This is a genomic window from Stenotrophomonas sp. KH_036_B (assembly GCF_057839485.1).
Map to the genome: position 1 here is coordinate 2,550,824 of NZ_CM174491.1, position 16,293 is coordinate 2,567,116.

The following is a 16,293-nucleotide window of genomic DNA, read 5'->3' on the forward strand; positions in this document are numbered from 1 at the left end:
GGACGCACGGAATGCTGGACAGAAGCCAGGAGCTGGAACGCATCGCGCTGATCGAAGCGCTGAACGTGATGGATCCGGCACTGGGACGATCGCTGGATCCGGTCACCGAACTGGCTGCATTTACGTTCGGCACACCCATCGCGCTCATCTCCATTGTCGATGCCGATTCGCAGTGGTTGATTTCGCGCGTGGGACTGTCGCTGCATCGGACCGATAGACACCATTCGATCTGCTCCTGCGCAATCCAGTCGACCGGCATCCTGCAGATCCAGGACCTGCGCGAAGATCCCCGTTTCTGCGACAACCCGCTGGTGACCGGACCCGAGTCCATGCGTTTCTACGCGGGTGCACCGCTGGTTACCCGCAATGGCATCGCGCTCGGCACACTGTGCCTGATGGACCGCGCGCCGCGCGTGCTGTCTGACACCGAACAGCGCCAGCTGCAGACCCTGGCGCGGATCGTGGTCAACCAGATGGAACTGAAGATGTCGCTGGGTCGCCGCGACCCGGTCAGCGGCCTGCCCAACCGACAGCAGTTCCAGGCGGACCTCAGCCTGCTCAGCCACGCCGATGGCGCCCGCCACTACACCGGCGTGCTGCTGGACGTGTTCGACCTCCAGAGCGCCAACGACGCCGGCCAGGCGCTGGGCATGAAGCCGGTGGAATCGCTGTTGCGCCAAGCCTCCCTCCGCGTCCAGGAGATGCTGCAGGACCAGGCGCAGGTCTACCACGTGGCCGCGACCCGTTTCGCCTTCATCGTGCGCGACCACTCGCGCGAGCAGATTGAAGCCTTGATGGGCCGCCTGCGCGAGCGCATGCGTCGCCCGTTGATGGTCGGCAGCATTCCCATGTCTCCGCAGTTCCATGCCGGCCTGTGCGACTTCCAGGCGACCGCCGAAGAGACGGGCGACCTGGTGCGCAAATGCCTGGTGGCGATGCACCACGCACTGCAGACCGACGCGTGCCTGTGCTGGTATTCGGCCGACCGCGATGCCCACCTGCGCCGGCGCTACCGGCTCGCCTCCGATGCCGCCCGTGGCCTCGCGCAGGACCAGTTCAGCCTGGTCTACCAACCCCGCTACGACCTGGCCACCGGCCAGCCGGTATCCGCCGAGGCACTGCTGCGCTGGACCCATCCGCTGCTCGGCCCGGTCAGCCCCGGCGAGTTCATTCCGGTGCTGGAGTGCACCGCGCTGATGCACACCCTCAGCCAGTGGGTGATCGAACATGCCTTCGAGCAGGCCGCACGCTGGCAGCGGCTGCTGCCCGGCTTTGCGCTGTCGTTGAACCTGTCACCGCGCGACTTCGACAACGAACAGCTGTGGACCGGCATGGCCAACCGCCTGCACGTCCATGGGCTGGTCCCGTCGCAGATCGAAGTGGAGATCACCGAGGGCCAGTGGCTGCACGGTCACCCGGCGGCACTGCCGCAACTGCGTGCGATGGCGGCCGCCGGTGTGCGCATCGCCATCGACGACTTCGGCAGCGGCTACAGCAATTTCGGTTACCTCAGCGAGGTGCCGATCAGCCACATCAAGGTCGACCAGAGCCTGGTCACCGGGCTGGCCCGTTCGCGCACCGCGCGGCTGAAAGTGGAGGCCATCCTCCGCCTCGCCCAACAGCTCGGCTACCGCACCGTGGCCGAAGGCGTGGAGCACGACAGCGAGCTGTCACTGTTGCGCCTGTGGGGCTGCGATGAAGCACAGGGCTACCATCTGGCGCGTCCGATGAGTGCCGATGCCGTCACCCAGCTGGTACTGGCGTGCCGCGCCGGACCGCTGGCCGATGCCGAGCACGAGTAGTTCCCCACGCGAATCGTGACCGGTCGCCCGAGGCCGCGCGAACCGCGCTGCTAGGATGGCGGCTGTACGATCCGTTGCGTTTGCCCGGCTGGAGTGCCCCTTGAACCGACTGACCTTGTTCTGCCTTGCCGCCCTATTGATGACTGCCTGCAACCGTTCGGAGCCCGCCATGAGCCGTGACCTGTCCAACGCCGAAGCCGATGTCGCCGCCGGCGGCCGTGGCCTGGCCACCCTCAACCCGGCACCGGTCAAGGCCTACCAGGTCACCCTGCGCATCCACGGCGCGCCGGGCACGTTCAAGCACGTGCGCGGCAGCGCCCAGTACGACGTCGTCAATGAGGAACAGTGCGGGTACATCGAGCCAGCCACCGGCACGGCCTCGCGCATCACCAGCCAGGAGCCGCTGGAGCTGACGCGCATCTCCGATGACGAGTACCAGGGCACGCTGTACCTGGACCGCATGCAGGACCAGGACTATTACGGGCGTGGCATCTGCCGCTGGGAGTTCACCGGCGCGGGTGCCCTGCTCAAGGCCACCGGTGCGCAGGAAGAGACGCGGTTCCTGACCTTCGTGGATGCGCCGGAGCTGGTGGCCGGGAAGACGTATACGCGGTATTACCCGCTGCGCGATTATCCGCGTGCGGGTCAGCTCAACAACGACCCCGAACTTCCTGCCATTGATGACTATGCAGCTCGTGGGCGTGAACAACCTACCGAGTACGCCCCCAAGCTTCAGAACCAGCTCTTCTCAATCACGGTGGCTGCGACTGAAATCAAGTCATGACCATTACCAGCCAAGACTACGCCGCGCTAGCCGACGATGCCTACGTGGATCGCAAGGTCGGACGCAGGGAACCTGGTCAAGAAGAGAAGGTCTATCTCAACGGCAACCAGTACAAAGTACTGGAACATGTTGATGACCGACGAACGGGCTATCAGGGAACGGTCTACCAACGCGTCAGCACCAACGAAGTTGTCGTAGCCCATCGGGGTACCGAAGAGCTCATCAAGGATGGTGTTGTGACTGACGCCGCCATGGTGATCGCTCGAAGCAATCCGCAAGCCAGCCAGGCATTGCAGCTGGTCGCCCGCACGGTGACCGAGGCACGACGCTTTGGAGAGGAATCAGGCATATCGCCCCCCCAAGTGACCGTCACCGGCCACTCCCTCGGCGGCTCGCTCGCCCAGATCACCGCGCATCATTACGGCTTGAAGGGCGAGACCTTCAACGCCTACGGCGCAGTAAGCCTCACCAGCTACCGCATTCCGGAAGGTGGCCACAGCATGATCAACCACGTGATGGCCGCCGATGCGGTCAGCGCGGCGTCGCCGCATTTTGGCGAGGTGCGCATCTATGCCAGGCAGCAGGAGATCGACACGCTGTCCAAGGCGCAGTACAGCAACAGCGATCTCAATTTCCTGATCCGTGACTATCCCATCGCCGCTGCCGCCTCATCGCTGGACTCCCACAAAATGAGCAACTTTCATGGCGCCGAGTCCGTCTTGGTCTTCAGCAGTGCCCGCCAGCTGGCAGACACCAACGCACGCATGATCAGCGAGTACCGCAGCGACATCGACGGCCTGCGTACCGGTGCAACCGTCATTTCGCGGGGCGTTCCGGGCGGCGTGATCGATGCGTACGACAAACTGCGCGGCCCGCTCGAACCGGGCGAGCCCGCACGTCGCCAGACCGAGCAAGGTCGCCACGATCGCGACACTACCCGCATGGACGAACCGGGCCATCCCGGCTATTCCCTGTTCAAGGACGCCCAGCGCGGCGTACACGAGCAGGACGCCCGCGTTGGGCGCACCCCGGACCAGGCCAGCGACCAGCTCGCCGGCAGCCTCGCCACCCAGATGCACGCCGCAGGCGGCAGGCGCATCGACGCCGTGCTGATGAGCAACGACGCGGCCCACACCTTCGCCGTGCAGGGCAAGGTGGACGACCCTGCCCACCTGCGCGTCGCCGTGGCCACCGTCGCGGCCATGAATACCCCGCTGGAGCAGAGCAGCCGCCAACTGGATGCCGGCGCCGCCAGCCAGCAGCTGGAGCAGCAGAACCGGCAGCAGGCCGAGACCCAGACTGCCGCGCGCAGCATGACCGCCTGAAACCCGTGCTCGGAGGGGGGCCGTGCGACAATGCGGCACTCTCAGGAACTGACCCTCATGTCCAATCTGGCTCCCCTGCCCCCGTTGACGCCCGGCCGCTACCGTCACTTCAAGGGCGGCAACTACCAGGTGCTGGGCGTGGTGCGCCACAGCGAAACGCTGGAGCCGCTGGTGCTGTACCGCCCGCTCGATGCAGACCTGGGCGTCTGGGTGCGGCCTTACGACATGTTCGTTGCACAGGTCGAGGCCGATGGGGTCATGCGCCCACGCTTTGCGCTGGTCACGGCTGACTGATCTCCAACCGCCCTCCCGTAACGAAAAAGCGCCCCGAAGGGCGCTTTTTTGATTCAGAACTCCCCCGCCTTACGGCGTCGCGCTCTGCCCTGCCACGGCCGTGCTGTTGACGATGAACGGGTCACGCCCCGCATCCGCATAGCCGCTGCACGCCGTATCGCCCGGCGCCACCGGATCACAGGTCCACAGGCTGCGCGGCACCGTATCGCGCGTCTCGAAGCGCTCGCCGTTCCACACCAGGAAGCCCAGGTGCAGGCGGCCCCACTCGCCATACGTCCGCGGCTCGCCCTTGCCTTCGGCGCTTACGTCGGCATACCAGCGCAACGCCGGACCAAACTGCAGCTTGCCCGCGTCCAGCTTCACGCTCGTCGCTTCCACGCCGTAGCGCTTGCGGTCGCCATCGGACACCAGCGGCTGGGCCGGCATCACCTGCGCGGTGATGTCCTGCGGTGCCGCGCCCGCGGTCACCTGGTACACGCGCTCCTGCACAAGTGCCTCGCGGCAGCTGCCGGTGGAGAGGCGCATCGTCTCGCCGGCGATGCTTTCGGGGTGACGTCCGTCAACGCAGGTAAACGGGCCGGAGACCAGGTAAACCGTGGTGGCGGCATCGGCGCCCTCGAACGAACGCACCCAGATCCCGTTCTGCACGGCCAGGAAGTCCGGCCGCAGGCCGTAGCCCGGCACCGCCTTGAACCACGCCTTCTGGCTGACCTGACGCTCGCGCACGGCGCGCGGCAGCAGCAACTGCTGCTCCGGAATGGCCTTCAGCACGTTGGCCAGGTGGGCCGGCAGGGTGCCCTGGCACGCACCGATCAGCAGGTTGTCCTGCGTGGCCAAGCGCGCGGCCAGATCGTTCGGACAGCGTGCGCCCAGCTGGCGCTCGATGGCGTTGTTCTCGTTGACCAGGGTCGGTACGACCAGCGGACGCGGCACCGGCGGTGCATCAGGTGCAGGCGCGGTAACCGCCTCAGCCGGAGCAGCCGTGTCTGCCACTGCTACCGGGGACGGCGCCGGAACGCTGGCCGCAGGCGCCTCTGACGCCACCGAAGCAGCGGGCACAGCGACCGGTGCCGCGGCGGCAGGAGCGTGTACTGCAACAGCGGCAGCAGGCTCTGCTGCCGGCGTCGGCACCGCAGCCGCCTCAACCGCCGGCGGCGAGGCCTCAGGCGATTCAGTGACCGCTTCCATGACAGCGTCTGCGGGCACATCGCCGGCCATATCAGCGGACGTCTGATCTTCCATCACCGGTTCCGCTGCCGGAACGGCGACCGGGGCCGCTGCAGCATCGGATGCCGGCGCGGCTACCTGCTCTATGACCGCAGGCGCGGGCTCAACCGCGTCCTCCACGGACTGGGCGTGCGCGGCAGCCATCGCAAACGGCAGGAGCAGCAACAGCGAGGTGGAACGGCGGGCACTCAGGTGCCGGGAGTAAAGCGAAGCATTTCGCATATTTCGTCCTTGAAGCTGGAGTGGAATGACATGGACCGCAGCGATGCCATCGGCCATGGGGTGACGTTCGCCGAGCCCGGCAACCGCACACCTGAAACCGTGGAGACCCCTGATGGCACTCAAAGCCCCCTTTGAGCGCCCTTCCAACCATCGCCGCATTCCCAACGGCGACACCCTACACCAGTCGTGAAATCCGCGTCGCGACAAAGCCGGGAATATTTGAATTAGATCACAACTTTAAACACCCAAGATGGCAGTCAGGGGCAGATAGCGACGGATGTAAGGCCCAGAGCAGCGGCGGCCCGATTATTGCTGCACCGCACAGCGTGACTTCGTTCCGTCACATGAGGCCGCATCACGCCTGCATGGCACGCCCTTCGGGGTCAGGTTGAGCTTCGCAAGACCACGCCCTCTGTTCGCCACGTCCTCTGTTCGCCACGTCCTCTTCAGCCGTCGCCATCTTCCCGTCCATCGCCGTCTCCGTGCGGCCACACGCCGGAGTCACCACCAGCAACGCCACTAGCGCGGCGCCAACCATCGCACCTGATTGTCTTGCCATGAACTATTGATCTCCTGCCGGACCCGAGGCCAACGTGCGGTGCAGGCAGCGCACCGGCGTCATGGCACTCAGTCAATCTCCAGCGCTTTCTTCAGCGCAAGGGTCTGAACGACATCGGACGCCGCCGTTGCGCTCGGATCTCCCCTGAAGGCCACCCTGGCCAGAACCCGCTGCCGGGCGTGCATCGCAGAAATGTAGGCGTCATACCCCTGCATGCGGGTGCCCCACTGCTGGGAAAGAACGTTGAGCTCGTTGGTGAGGCGGGCAGTGTCGCTTTGCGTGGCTTGGACGCCGCCCGTCGTATTTCCACCGTCCACGCGCGCCTCGAATATCTGTCGCAGGGTGTCCTCCGCCTGCTCCATCGTATCCTCGAGGAACATGACCGTCTCGTTGAACTTCCGGTTCTCCATCATCTGGATGTTGACGCAGATCTGCCGCTGCTGCCCTGCGAGCGCATACCTGTCACCGAACTTGAGCACCGAGAAGACAGTCTCCATGCCGAGGCCGACCGCCTTCCTCCCACACACCTCCTTTACCAGGTAATCCGGCGCCACCTTCTGGATCTTCGCTCCTTCCGGCAGGCCCATGCCGAACCTGAGTGGGTCGAAGATCGCGCGAGCTTCATCGATCTGCACCTTGACCTGCTCCCACCGCTTTGCCTCCTTCGCATACACCATGGCGTCGTTGAAGAACTTCTGTATGTCCCCCACGATCGAGGTGATGTCGATCACCGGCGCGCCGGCTGCAGCGGTCTGCGGCGCCACTATCGTCAGCACGGAAATCATGGCGGCCAGCACGCGCAGGCGTCCGCGGCGGCTTCCAGTCCTGCATGTCCGTTGAGCACTACTCATCACAATCTCCCCCTCTCAGTTCGACCGGCACCGTGCAGGACCGGAACAAGAAAGGGAATTCGATTATTTCTGTAGATCCTGCCGGATCAGTTGGCGCGCACTACCAATGCGTCGTAGGGTGCCAGTGCGCCAACCTTACCGAAGCCCCCCAAGAGGCAGAGCGATATCGATATCGTGGGCGTATTGGATCCTGCGCTCCTGGATCGACGCTGCGCGCGACAACATGGATTTGAGTTCCCGGTTGACGGCGGAAGTTCCTTGCGCCGCGCGCGCACGCACGCGACCGACAAAGCGCAAAGACGTCGCTTCCAACGCGACTCGCGCGGAAACTGCGCACGGTTGACGCAGGGAACCGGCTCGGAGCGCGCCCACAGAAGAAGGAGGCTCATTGCTGAACGTCCTCTCCCAGATCTGAATTATGTCGCTACTGCAAGGCATTGAACGCCCGACATGCTGCACGCGAAATAGGTGAAATTGCAGCTGGCGACGCCCATTGAGTGGCACACCCTATCTTTCTCGACGCGCGCTACCCCAGCTACTGCCGACGTCAAGCCGGCCGGACCCCGTAGCCAATACCCGCCGCCCTACTTCATGCACTGGCTGAGCACGACTGGACAGGACGCTGCTTTAGCTGCCCTGCAGGCGGTCGATGCGACGTCTTCCGCCGCCGCCGTCGTGTCGCCCCGCCCTCCGAAGCTTGCGACGCGCCCGCCCGGCTGTGGCGCCCTGATGACCGCAATGCATTCGCCATGCGGCGCTGCGACGAGTACGCTGCAATCCGCTCCACAGGCGCTGACAGCGGTCTCCTTGGCGTCCTGTTCGGAGGGAGCAACCTTCGCCGCAAAGGCAGCGGTGCTACTGCTGGTAGCGATGGCGAACCACGGCTTGGCCACGCGCGTCATGCCCTCCGGCCCTGCCTCCGCATCCTCATTGGACACTTCCGGCGTGGAGCCGTCCTGCGTCTTCGGCTTGGCACGCGCCATGGCGGTGACAGCCCCGCGCCGCGCCAGCGGCTTCGCGATGTACTCCTTCGCACCCGGAAATTCGACGAACTTGGGACCCGCCACGTCGCCACTGGCCTCCAACAACAGGCGATGGGAAAAGCGTTCACGGCCGCTGTAGGCATACTTCCAGCCAGAGCAGAATGCCTCTTTGGGTGGGCTCTCGCAGCGAGTGCCGCCTTTCGCACTGCAGGCCGCCACCGCGCCGGCCCCTGCCTTCTCGCGGGACTCGCCTGGGCTCCAGTACATGCCGCCTTCGCTGCTATACGCAGGTGCCATGCACGAGTTCGCAAATGACAGCACCGGTGTGCAGGTGCCCTTGCACTGGGTCATTGCGTCCATGGCGGCGTCATTAGCCGTCTTTGCATTCAGTGCCGCATTCCAAATGCCTTGCTCGGTGCTGACCACGATGACACCCCACCAGTCGCGCGTAGCGTCCTCGCGGATCTTCACCTTGTTGGCGGCGCGGGCGGCGGCCGCGATGGCGGTTGCAGCCGCATCTTCCATCTGGGACAGGTAGCTGGCGTTGCCAGGACTCTGCTGCCAGCCACCCGCGCCGGGGATAGGAGCGCAACCCTGCACGCCCTGTCCACCGATCGGGTACTGGCCGGGCGGACATCCGCCCTCCGCTCTTGCCCAGAATGATGCAACGCCCAGCAGAACAAGTAATGCAACTCTCATGTGTCCCTCCTTGGAAACGCGGTGGTGTCAACGATGCATAACTGCGGCAATCCGCACGACTTGAACTCGGAAAACGGCATGGCGTTTCTTATCCGGGCAACAGCCGAACCGCCACACAATTGGATTTTGCAAGAGTCTCGCCCCCGCCCCAAACCGCGTCAAGCCTGCGGGTGCTGCGCGCTGCCGGCCGCGTATGTCGCAGACATGTGAGCGACATACCCCCAATGCGCGCGCCTCGTTCCGGGAAAGGTCGTTGAGCTCGGATGTCAGGCCGCGGTGTCGAACCCGCAACATCCTTTCCGACATGGAGAGAAAACCGAGAAAGGGAGGCTCACTTCTGAACCTCCCTCTGAATACTCGTGCTATTGCGGCGCTAGAACGCTTTGAATTCGGACATGCTGCAAGCCGAATAGACAACGCTGCACTCTTGACCAGAACCGAAATCTTCGCAGCGCTTCATGGCATTTGCCTTGGCAAGCTCAAGCGTCTCCGCTGCACTTGCCATCGTCTGCCCTATCGAGCCCTGCGGGCTCCTTTGCCTGAACTCAACGGTAGGATCGGCCATTGCAACGCATTGATTGTAGTAAGCAATCCGTAGCTTGCACGACTTCCCTCCCACGCGCTTGCAATCATCGAGTGCAGCAGAGACCGCAGCTCGTTTGGACTTATAAGAAACTGCAGTGCCAGTAGACATGTTTGAAGTGTCTTCAGCAATGGCGCCCCAACGTGTCTCCCACTTCCCAGTCGGCCTGGGGGACCCAGAGCTCTGACTACCGCCCGCACCTGGAATCGGCGCGCAACCCTGCACACCTTGGCCACCAATGGGGTACTGGCCTGGCGGACACCCTCCCTCAGCGCGGACAAGCAGGGGGACCATCAACAGAATCAGGAAAATCGCGCTCTTCATACTCTCAGGCTCTCAGAGATTCACTGCCGGACATGTGCAAGCTTAGTCATCAGGTCTTGGCGTTGCCATAGACCCCGGGCGTACGCTGATCCGGGGAGGACGGTCCCGTCGAAACCTTCATGGTACGTGGGCGACGCCAAGCATCGCTCCTATGCTGCCGCAGCAGCGCTTTCAAGAAAAGCAGAACTGTCGCTACTGACTAAGCGTATTGCGAAGCTGCTCAGCATCAGGTTGCTGAGCAATCTCCTTCAATGATTTGCAGATGAAAACAGAGGCTCATTACTGAACCTCCTCTATATCAATTCAGCCTAGACCGCTGCGCCCTGACGCCAACACAGCCAAAATTTACGTGAATCGCCATAGATCAACGGAAAGGCTTGAACTCAGACATGCTACATGCGGAATAGACGACGCTGCATTCCTGGCCTGCTCCGAATGCCGCGCAGTCTTTCATCGCGCCAGCAGTAGCCAACTCAAGAGTCTCCGCCGCCACGTGGCGCGATTCAGCGTTTCCTGCCGTGCGCTGACGACTCGCAATGGTCGGATCGGCAATTGCCACACATTGGTCGTAGTAGGCCACTCGCAGTTTGCAACTGCGTCCGCCCGCCTGCTCACAGACCTTCATCGCGGCCGCAGTGGCTTCGCGCTTCGACCTCTGTGAAACCGATATTCCCGTAGCAAGAGTAGACGAATCCTCTACGACCGCACCCCATCTCGTCTCCCACTTTCCCGTCGGCTTGGGGGCTGGCGCGGTTGCGCCCCCACCAGATGCACCGGGTATGGGCGCACAACCTTGAACACCTTGGCCACCTATGGGGTACTGACCAGGAGGGCACCCACCTTCTGCGTGTACACCGTAGGAAAGCAGCCCCAAAACAATCGCCAGCAAAATTCTCATCGAAACCTCACCAAGTAGACATCAGCTGCTCGAACGACATCATCGCGTCGGAGCCTGGCCCAGCTGTCCCACTTTAGCGGCATCTGCCGCCGGGGAAGGACCATAATGTCTCATCATCGTGTCTTGATTGTTTGCCATTGACGTGCCTCCGCCAGAATGACCTGAATTATGAGTCTGCTGCGGCGTCGAGCCCGGCGGCTGGCCCTGTGCACCCGGCTGTGCCGGAATCGGACCGCCACCGATCTGGGAATATGCCATGAAGCTGCCCAGCGTACCCTGGAAAAAGAACGCGGCTATTGGGGGCGTCAGAATGAGGGTGGTGAGGATCAAGCCCATGCCGCCCTGCTGCACGGCCTAGCTGGTGAGGCCGTCGGAAGAGTCGCCTTTTAGCAGCAACTCTTTGAACGCTGCGCCGCCCCATAATGCGACGAAAACGCGAATGACGATGTCGAGTGCGATTGAGACCAGCACCGCCCTCAAGCACATTGTGCTTAGGCCGTAGGGCAGCTACGTCGTAAGCGAGGCAGCGTGTCGCTTCCGGCCAAGCTCGCCGCAAAACTGCGCAGGCACATTGCGTTCAACACGCTCACTCAATCCGAACTGAATAAAAAAAAGGAGAATCATCACTGAACCTCCTTTCTCTGGCTTTGATCCCCACCGGAATCAGAAAGCCTTGAACTCGGACATGCTGCATGCCGAGTAGGTGATCGAACAGCCACTATTCTCGGCGACCGAACACCCCTTCATCGCCAATTCTTTGGCCTGCTCCGCAGTACCTGCGCTATATGTACTCGACTTTCCGCCCGTTCCACCCTGACTACGTGGTTTCGGATCGGCAACTGCAATGCATTGATTGTGGTAAGTCGCAGTGACTTCGCACTTCAATCCACCTCCGGCCCGACACTGCTCTATCGCGACCTTGCCAGCCTCCCGCTTGCTCCGCTTGGACTCCGACACACCGGTCGCCAGCGGGACGCCACGCGCATTTGCGCTGGAATCCTCAGCAATAGCTCCCCAACGCGTTTCCCATTTGCCGGTTGCCCGAGGCGATGACGTGCCCGCGGCCGATCCCCCGCCACCGGGGATAGGCGCACATCCTTGCACGCCCTGACCGCCCACTGGATATTGGCCGGGCGGGCATGAGCCTTCTGCAAAGGCAGCAAGCGGTGCGAGCAGCAGTAGTGCAAAAGCTACAAATCTCATCACGAACGTCTCCAAATCTCTATCCGCCAAACTCGTTTCGGATGAATCAAGTGGTCTTATTCGCAGCTCCCAACCTGCCGGTATCAGGGTTCGGAGCCGGCGCGTTATGCGTCCCTGTGTAGGCCCGTCCATCACTTACTTGGTTGCTATTCGTGTGACTGTTTACGTTATTGTTCTGCGTCTGCTGCGGCGTATACGAACCCGGCGACTGGCCCTGCGGACCAGGCTGGGCACCGGCGGCGCCACCTATCTGCGAATATGCCATGAAGCTACCCAGCGTGCCCTGGAAGAAGAATGCGGCCATTGGGGGCGCAGTCAGAATCAAGGTGGTGAGGATCAACCCCATGCCGCCCTGCTGCATGGCCTGGCTGGTGAGACCTTCCGTCGATCCACCGTCCGACAGGAACTGTTCGAACGCTGCACGGGCCCAGAAGGCGACCGATACGCGGATGACCATGTCCAGTGCGATGGAGACCATCGCCGCCAGTACAGCCATCGAGAACATCGTGCCTATGCCGTAGAACAGCCACTTCTGGAATAGCTGCTTGGTCTGGTCGAACAGCAGGCACAGGATGAACAATGGGCCGAAGCCGACGAACAGCGCCATGGCGATCTGATACAGCAGCAGCATGGAGCCCGCCACCACGGCGGGGCCGCCGGTACCGAGACCAATAAACAGCTGTGCCTGCGTCTTGTCACTGCTGATGCTGGGGTCGTCGACCACCTTGATGGCGTCAACGCTCGACAGCGCCACCTGCATCCAGCCCAGCGCCTGGTCGATCTGCTTCTCCGGCGGGTCATTCTTGCCGGTGACAACGGTCGAGATCACACCCTTGACGTCCTTCGTGAGGAAGTCCTGGATACTGGTGCCGAAGATGGCCATGCTGGTAGCGACGCTGACGATGAGCGCCGCGCGCGCCATGTTGGTGACCAGCGCCATCATCGAATCACGGCTCTGGCCGGTGACGATGCGGTAGCCCTGGATCAGGACCCAAAGCGTCATCAGTACCAAGGCGATGCCACCTACCCAGGTCATCATGTTGTTCAGCATTTCGATGCCGAACTTGTTGATGCGGTCTTCCAGGTAGCTGAGGATCAGCCGGAAGAATACGAAGTCGCCGATCGACTGGATACGCGTGGCGTACCCAAGCAGGTCCTGCAGGCCTCCCGAGAAGTCAAAATTTGCGATCGATTCGAGCTTCATTTCCATAGTCCTTTGGTCTTCCCACTTTCCAGGGCCCTGCACGCCTGATGCGGGCAGGGCTCATGCCGCTCAATCAACGCTCAGGGCGCCCTTCAGAGCCACCGTCTGCACGATATCGCCCAGCAGCTTGTTCTTCGGGTTGCCCTTCAGGGCAGCCTTGGCCAACACGTTCTGGTTCTGCTCCTGGCCCGCGATGTAGGCGTCGTACGCCATCATGCGCGTTCCCCACTGCTGGGCCATGACGTTCAGCTCGTTGCCCAAACGCAGCGTATCGCTGTCTGCGGCCTGCACGGCACCGGTCTTGTTGCTGCCGATGCGGCTCATGAAGTTCTTGTACATCTGCTCCTGCGCCTTCTTGATGGTCTCTTCAAGGAAGTCGATGGAGTCGTTGTACTTGCGGTTCTGCATCATGCGGATGTTCACGCAGATCTGCGCCTGCTGCGAGGCAATGTCGCCATCACTGATGCCGGTCAGCGACGCCACGGTCCTCAGGTCGAAGCCCAAGGCCTTCTTGCCGCAAGCCTCCTCAACCAGATACTTGGGCGGCACCTTTTCGAGCTTCGCGCCGTCGGGCAAACCCACGATGTAGTTGAACGCATCGAAGATGGCCCGCACTTCATCGATCTGCTGCTTGATCTGGTTCCAACGCACCGCTTCCTTGGCATAGGTGGTGGTGTCGGAGATCCACGAGCGGATATCGCCGATGATCGAGGTGATGTCGATGACCGGCATGCCCGCGTACGCATTCTGCGTTCCCAGCAGCAAGGCGATGCTCAGCACGCCTGCGCGCAGTCGCATGCGCTTGGCGGGACGAGCCTTGGTCGTGTTGTTGGTCGAGATGTTCATTGCACCCTCCAATGTCATGTTGCTCATGATCCGTATCCTTACGTCAGGCCGCGTCCGAGCTGGCCGCTGACGGCTTGCCCGATCCTTTGCGATTCTTGTAGAACTCTTCCAGCCACTGCTCCGGGGTCAGCTCACTGACCGGCGTGCGCGCCCGGGCCGATGCGGTCTGCAGCACCCGGTGCATGATGTCGATGTTGTCGGTGGACGCCGAGATGACCGACAGAATGTCGTCCATGCCACGCAGGTTGAGCTGGCACACGCTCGATGCGTGGCCCTGCTTGACCAGGAAGCAGCGCGAGCGCTCGTCCAGTGCGGTGACCACGCGGAATTCGGCTTCCGTCAGCTTCAGGCCGTCCATGTAGTCCGACTTGCTGGCGTTCGGGTTCGGCAGCAGGATCAGCGTGGCGGTCTGCTCGATCAGCGCGGCGGAGATGTCGCTCTTCAGCGCATCTTCCGGGCTCTGCGTGGCGAAGATGCCCAGGCCGTTCTGCTTACGGATGGTCTTCTGCTTGTTCTTGGCGAATTCCTTCAGGCCACCCTCGCCGTCCAGGATTTTCCAGAATTCGTCCATCACGTAGATCAGCGGACGACCGTCAATCAGCGATTCCAGCTTGTGCAGCAGGTAATTGATCACCGGCACGCGCACTTCGGGGTTGTCGATGATGTCGGTGTAATCGAACCCGATGATGTTGGCCTTGCTCAGGTCGATGGTATCGACCGGGTTGTCGAACACCCAGCCCAGCGAGTTGCCCGACGTCCAGCGGCGCATGCGCGCGTACAGGCCGTCATCGCCCATGTTGGGCAGGCTCTTCTGGAAGTTGGTCATGCTGCGCAGGTGCATCGGGGTGTCGAGCATGCTCTCCACGCCGCGGTAGATGTCCTCTTCCTCGCGGGCGCTGTATTCCTTCTTGCCGGCCAGCACCTTGATCAGGTCGGCCAGGAACTGCACGTTGGCTTCATTGTTCTCGCACTGGAACGGGTTGAAGCCGGTGGCCGAACCGTTCTCCAGTGCCAGGTAGTTGCCGCCGCAGGCACGCACGAAGATCTCCGCGCCGCGATCCTTGTCGAAGAAGAAGATCGTGGGCGACGGGTCGTACTTCTGCACCTGGCTGAGCAGGAAGTTGATCAGCGCGGTCTTACCGGTACCGGACTTACCAATCACCATGGTGTTGGCGATGGCCTTCTCACCCAGCGAATTCTCCGACGGGTGGGTGGCGTGGAAGTTGAAGTAGTACGGCTGGCCGTTGGTGGTCTGCAGCGTGGTAACGCAGTCACCCCACGGATTGTTGTGCTGCTTGCCGGTGGCGAAGTTGTGCAGCGGCGACAGGCCCAGGAAGTTCAGCGAGCTCAGGTTCGCCAGGCGGGTACGGTAGCGCCAGTTGCCCGGAAGCTGTGCGTAGAACGCCGAGGTGACAGCCAGGTCTTCCTTCACCGACACGAAGCCGGCATTGGACAGCTCGGCGCGGGTGCTCGCCACGTTCTGGGAGAGCTTGGCCTGGCTGTCGCCGTACACGGCCAGCGTGTAATGGTACTCGCCCAGCACGAAGTTGCCGGACGACAGCTGGTCCATGGCCTGGTCCAGCTCGATGATCTGGCTCACGGCCTTGTCGCCGGAGGAGATCATCATGCCCTTGGTACGGTCGAGCACCTTCAGCGCGTCCTGGCGGCCCATGGGGCTGAAGGAATGCGTGACGACGTACTCGAAGTCCAGGTACTTCAGGCCATTGAGAATGCCCGGGTAGGTCCCCTCGGCAAACTCCTTGATATTGAGGATCGCGCCGAAATGGTTGACACCATTGGGCGTTGCGATCACGAAATCGCCGGTCTTGGCCGAGAACATGTGCTTGCTGACCGGCAGGAAGTCCTTGATCGGGGCCGACAACACCGGCACCGGTTCATCGATGCGGTTGATCAGGTACCCGAAGAACTCCAGGGTCTCGGAGAACACGATGCCGTTCTTGGCCTCGTACATGCCCAGACGGTACGGCGCGTAGTCGCGGATCACCGCTTCGACGTTGCCGGCCAGCTCCATCAGCTTCTCGATGGCCTGGGTCTGCTCGGCCTGCAGCTTGCTGACGTCGGCCGACTTTTCCACGAAGCGCTTACCGGTCACGACCGGGCGGTACAGCATGGTCAGGTACAGCTCGTTCTGCATGATGCGCTGCGAGGACAGCATGCCCATGTACTGATCGGACACGTCCTGGTTGAACTTCTGCTTGAACGTGCTCTTGCCCTTCAGGGTGCGGCGGCGGCGGATGTCGTGGGCCCAGAACGCCACGTTGACGAAGTCCGGCGCACGCAGCGTCTGCAGGAGGCGGTTGAAGGTGTTGTGCTTGTGCTCAAGCTCCCACTCCTCACGGCCCACGAACGGCAGACCCTCCAGGTGCCAGGTCAACAGATAGTCGCCGCCCGTCGTCTTGACCACATTGGTGGACACGTGCGACGACAGCGGGATGAATTCGGCAATGGAGGTGTCTGGGCTGAACATG

Annotated in this window: 14 protein-coding genes; 5 read left to right on the forward strand and 9 right to left on the reverse strand. The window is 62.6% G+C overall.

The window, feature by feature from the left end:
* Positions 1-11 precede the first annotated feature (11 nt).
* The 4 genes from AC3ITN_RS11475 (at position 12) to AC3ITN_RS11490 (ending at position 4,205) form a co-directional block, all read left to right on the forward strand.
* The gene (locus tag AC3ITN_RS11475; RefSeq protein ID WP_489390572.1) at positions 12-1,802 is read left to right on the forward strand and encodes a putative bifunctional diguanylate cyclase/phosphodiesterase; all 1,791 of its coding nucleotides are present in this window, start codon (positions 12-14) and stop codon (positions 1,800-1,802) included.
* 169 nt (positions 1,803-1,971) lie between these two features.
* Complete coding sequence (locus tag AC3ITN_RS11480; protein WP_489390573.1) at positions 1,972-2,586, forward strand: hypothetical protein; 615 nt, start codon at positions 1,972-1,974, stop codon at positions 2,584-2,586.
* Positions 2,583-3,911, forward strand: coding sequence for an XVIPCD domain-containing protein (locus AC3ITN_RS11485; RefSeq protein ID WP_489390574.1), 1,329 nt, complete (start codon positions 2,583-2,585; stop codon positions 3,909-3,911). The genes AC3ITN_RS11480 and AC3ITN_RS11485 overlap by 4 nt, the downstream gene beginning before the upstream one ends.
* 57 nt (positions 3,912-3,968) lie before the next feature.
* Positions 3,969-4,205: a DUF1653 domain-containing protein gene (locus AC3ITN_RS11490; protein WP_313347086.1), complete on the forward strand. Its 237-nt coding sequence runs from the start codon at positions 3,969-3,971 to the stop codon at positions 4,203-4,205.
* Between the two features lie 69 nt (positions 4,206-4,274).
* On the opposite strand, the gene AC3ITN_RS11495 is transcribed toward AC3ITN_RS11490, so the two are convergent.
* The gene (locus AC3ITN_RS11495) at positions 4,275-5,138 is read right to left on the reverse strand and encodes a hypothetical protein (RefSeq protein WP_489390575.1); all 864 of its coding nucleotides are present in this window, start codon (positions 5,136-5,138) and stop codon (positions 4,275-4,277) included.
* Positions 5,139-5,291: 153 nt separating this feature from the next.
* On the opposite strand from AC3ITN_RS11495, the gene AC3ITN_RS11500 reads away from it, so the two are divergent.
* On the forward strand, positions 5,292-5,789 hold the full coding sequence (locus AC3ITN_RS11500) for a hypothetical protein (RefSeq protein WP_489390576.1): 498 nt from the start codon (positions 5,292-5,294) through the stop codon (positions 5,787-5,789).
* A gap of 492 nt (positions 5,790-6,281) precedes the next feature.
* Here AC3ITN_RS11500 and AC3ITN_RS11505 read toward each other — a convergent pair whose 3' ends face one another.
* The 8 genes from AC3ITN_RS11505 to AC3ITN_RS11540 all read right to left on the reverse strand — a co-directional run bounded on the left by AC3ITN_RS11505 (position 6,282) and on the right by AC3ITN_RS11540 (position 16,292).
* Entirely contained in the window at positions 6,282-7,010 is a 729-nt protein-coding gene (locus AC3ITN_RS11505) for a hypothetical protein (RefSeq protein WP_489390577.1), read from the reverse strand.
* A 638-nt stretch (positions 7,011-7,648) separates the two neighbouring features.
* Positions 7,649-8,746, reverse strand: a complete 1,098-nt coding sequence (locus tag AC3ITN_RS11510) for a DUF4189 domain-containing protein (RefSeq protein ID WP_489390578.1) — start codon at positions 8,744-8,746, stop codon at positions 7,649-7,651.
* 373 nt (positions 8,747-9,119) lie between these two features.
* Positions 9,120-9,653, reverse strand: coding sequence for a DUF4189 domain-containing protein (locus tag AC3ITN_RS11515; protein WP_489390579.1), 534 nt, complete (start codon positions 9,651-9,653; stop codon positions 9,120-9,122).
* Positions 9,654-10,017: 364 nt separating this feature from the next.
* Positions 10,018-10,551 carry a DUF4189 domain-containing protein gene (locus AC3ITN_RS11520; RefSeq protein ID WP_489390580.1) on the reverse strand — a complete coding sequence of 178 codons (534 nt, stop codon included), beginning with the start codon at positions 10,549-10,551 and terminating at the stop codon, positions 10,018-10,020.
* Between the two features lie 663 nt (positions 10,552-11,214).
* Complete coding sequence (locus tag AC3ITN_RS11525; protein ID WP_489390581.1) at positions 11,215-11,886, reverse strand: DUF4189 domain-containing protein; 672 nt, start codon at positions 11,884-11,886, stop codon at positions 11,215-11,217.
* A complete protein-coding gene (locus tag AC3ITN_RS11530; protein WP_489390582.1) occupies positions 11,801-12,958 on the reverse strand; it encodes a TrbL/VirB6 family protein in 1,158 nt (385 codons plus the stop codon). The genes AC3ITN_RS11525 and AC3ITN_RS11530 overlap by 86 nt, the downstream gene beginning before the upstream one ends.
* A 69-nt stretch (positions 12,959-13,027) precedes the next feature.
* Entirely contained in the window at positions 13,028-13,831 is an 804-nt protein-coding gene (locus AC3ITN_RS11535; RefSeq protein WP_489390583.1) for a hypothetical protein, read from the reverse strand.
* A gap of 16 nt (positions 13,832-13,847) precedes the next feature.
* Positions 13,848-16,292 (reverse strand): VirB4 family type IV secretion/conjugal transfer ATPase, encoded by a 2,445-nt coding sequence (locus AC3ITN_RS11540; RefSeq protein WP_313347100.1) that lies wholly within the window; start codon positions 16,290-16,292, stop codon positions 13,848-13,850.
* Between the last annotated feature and the right edge of the window lies 1 nt (position 16,293).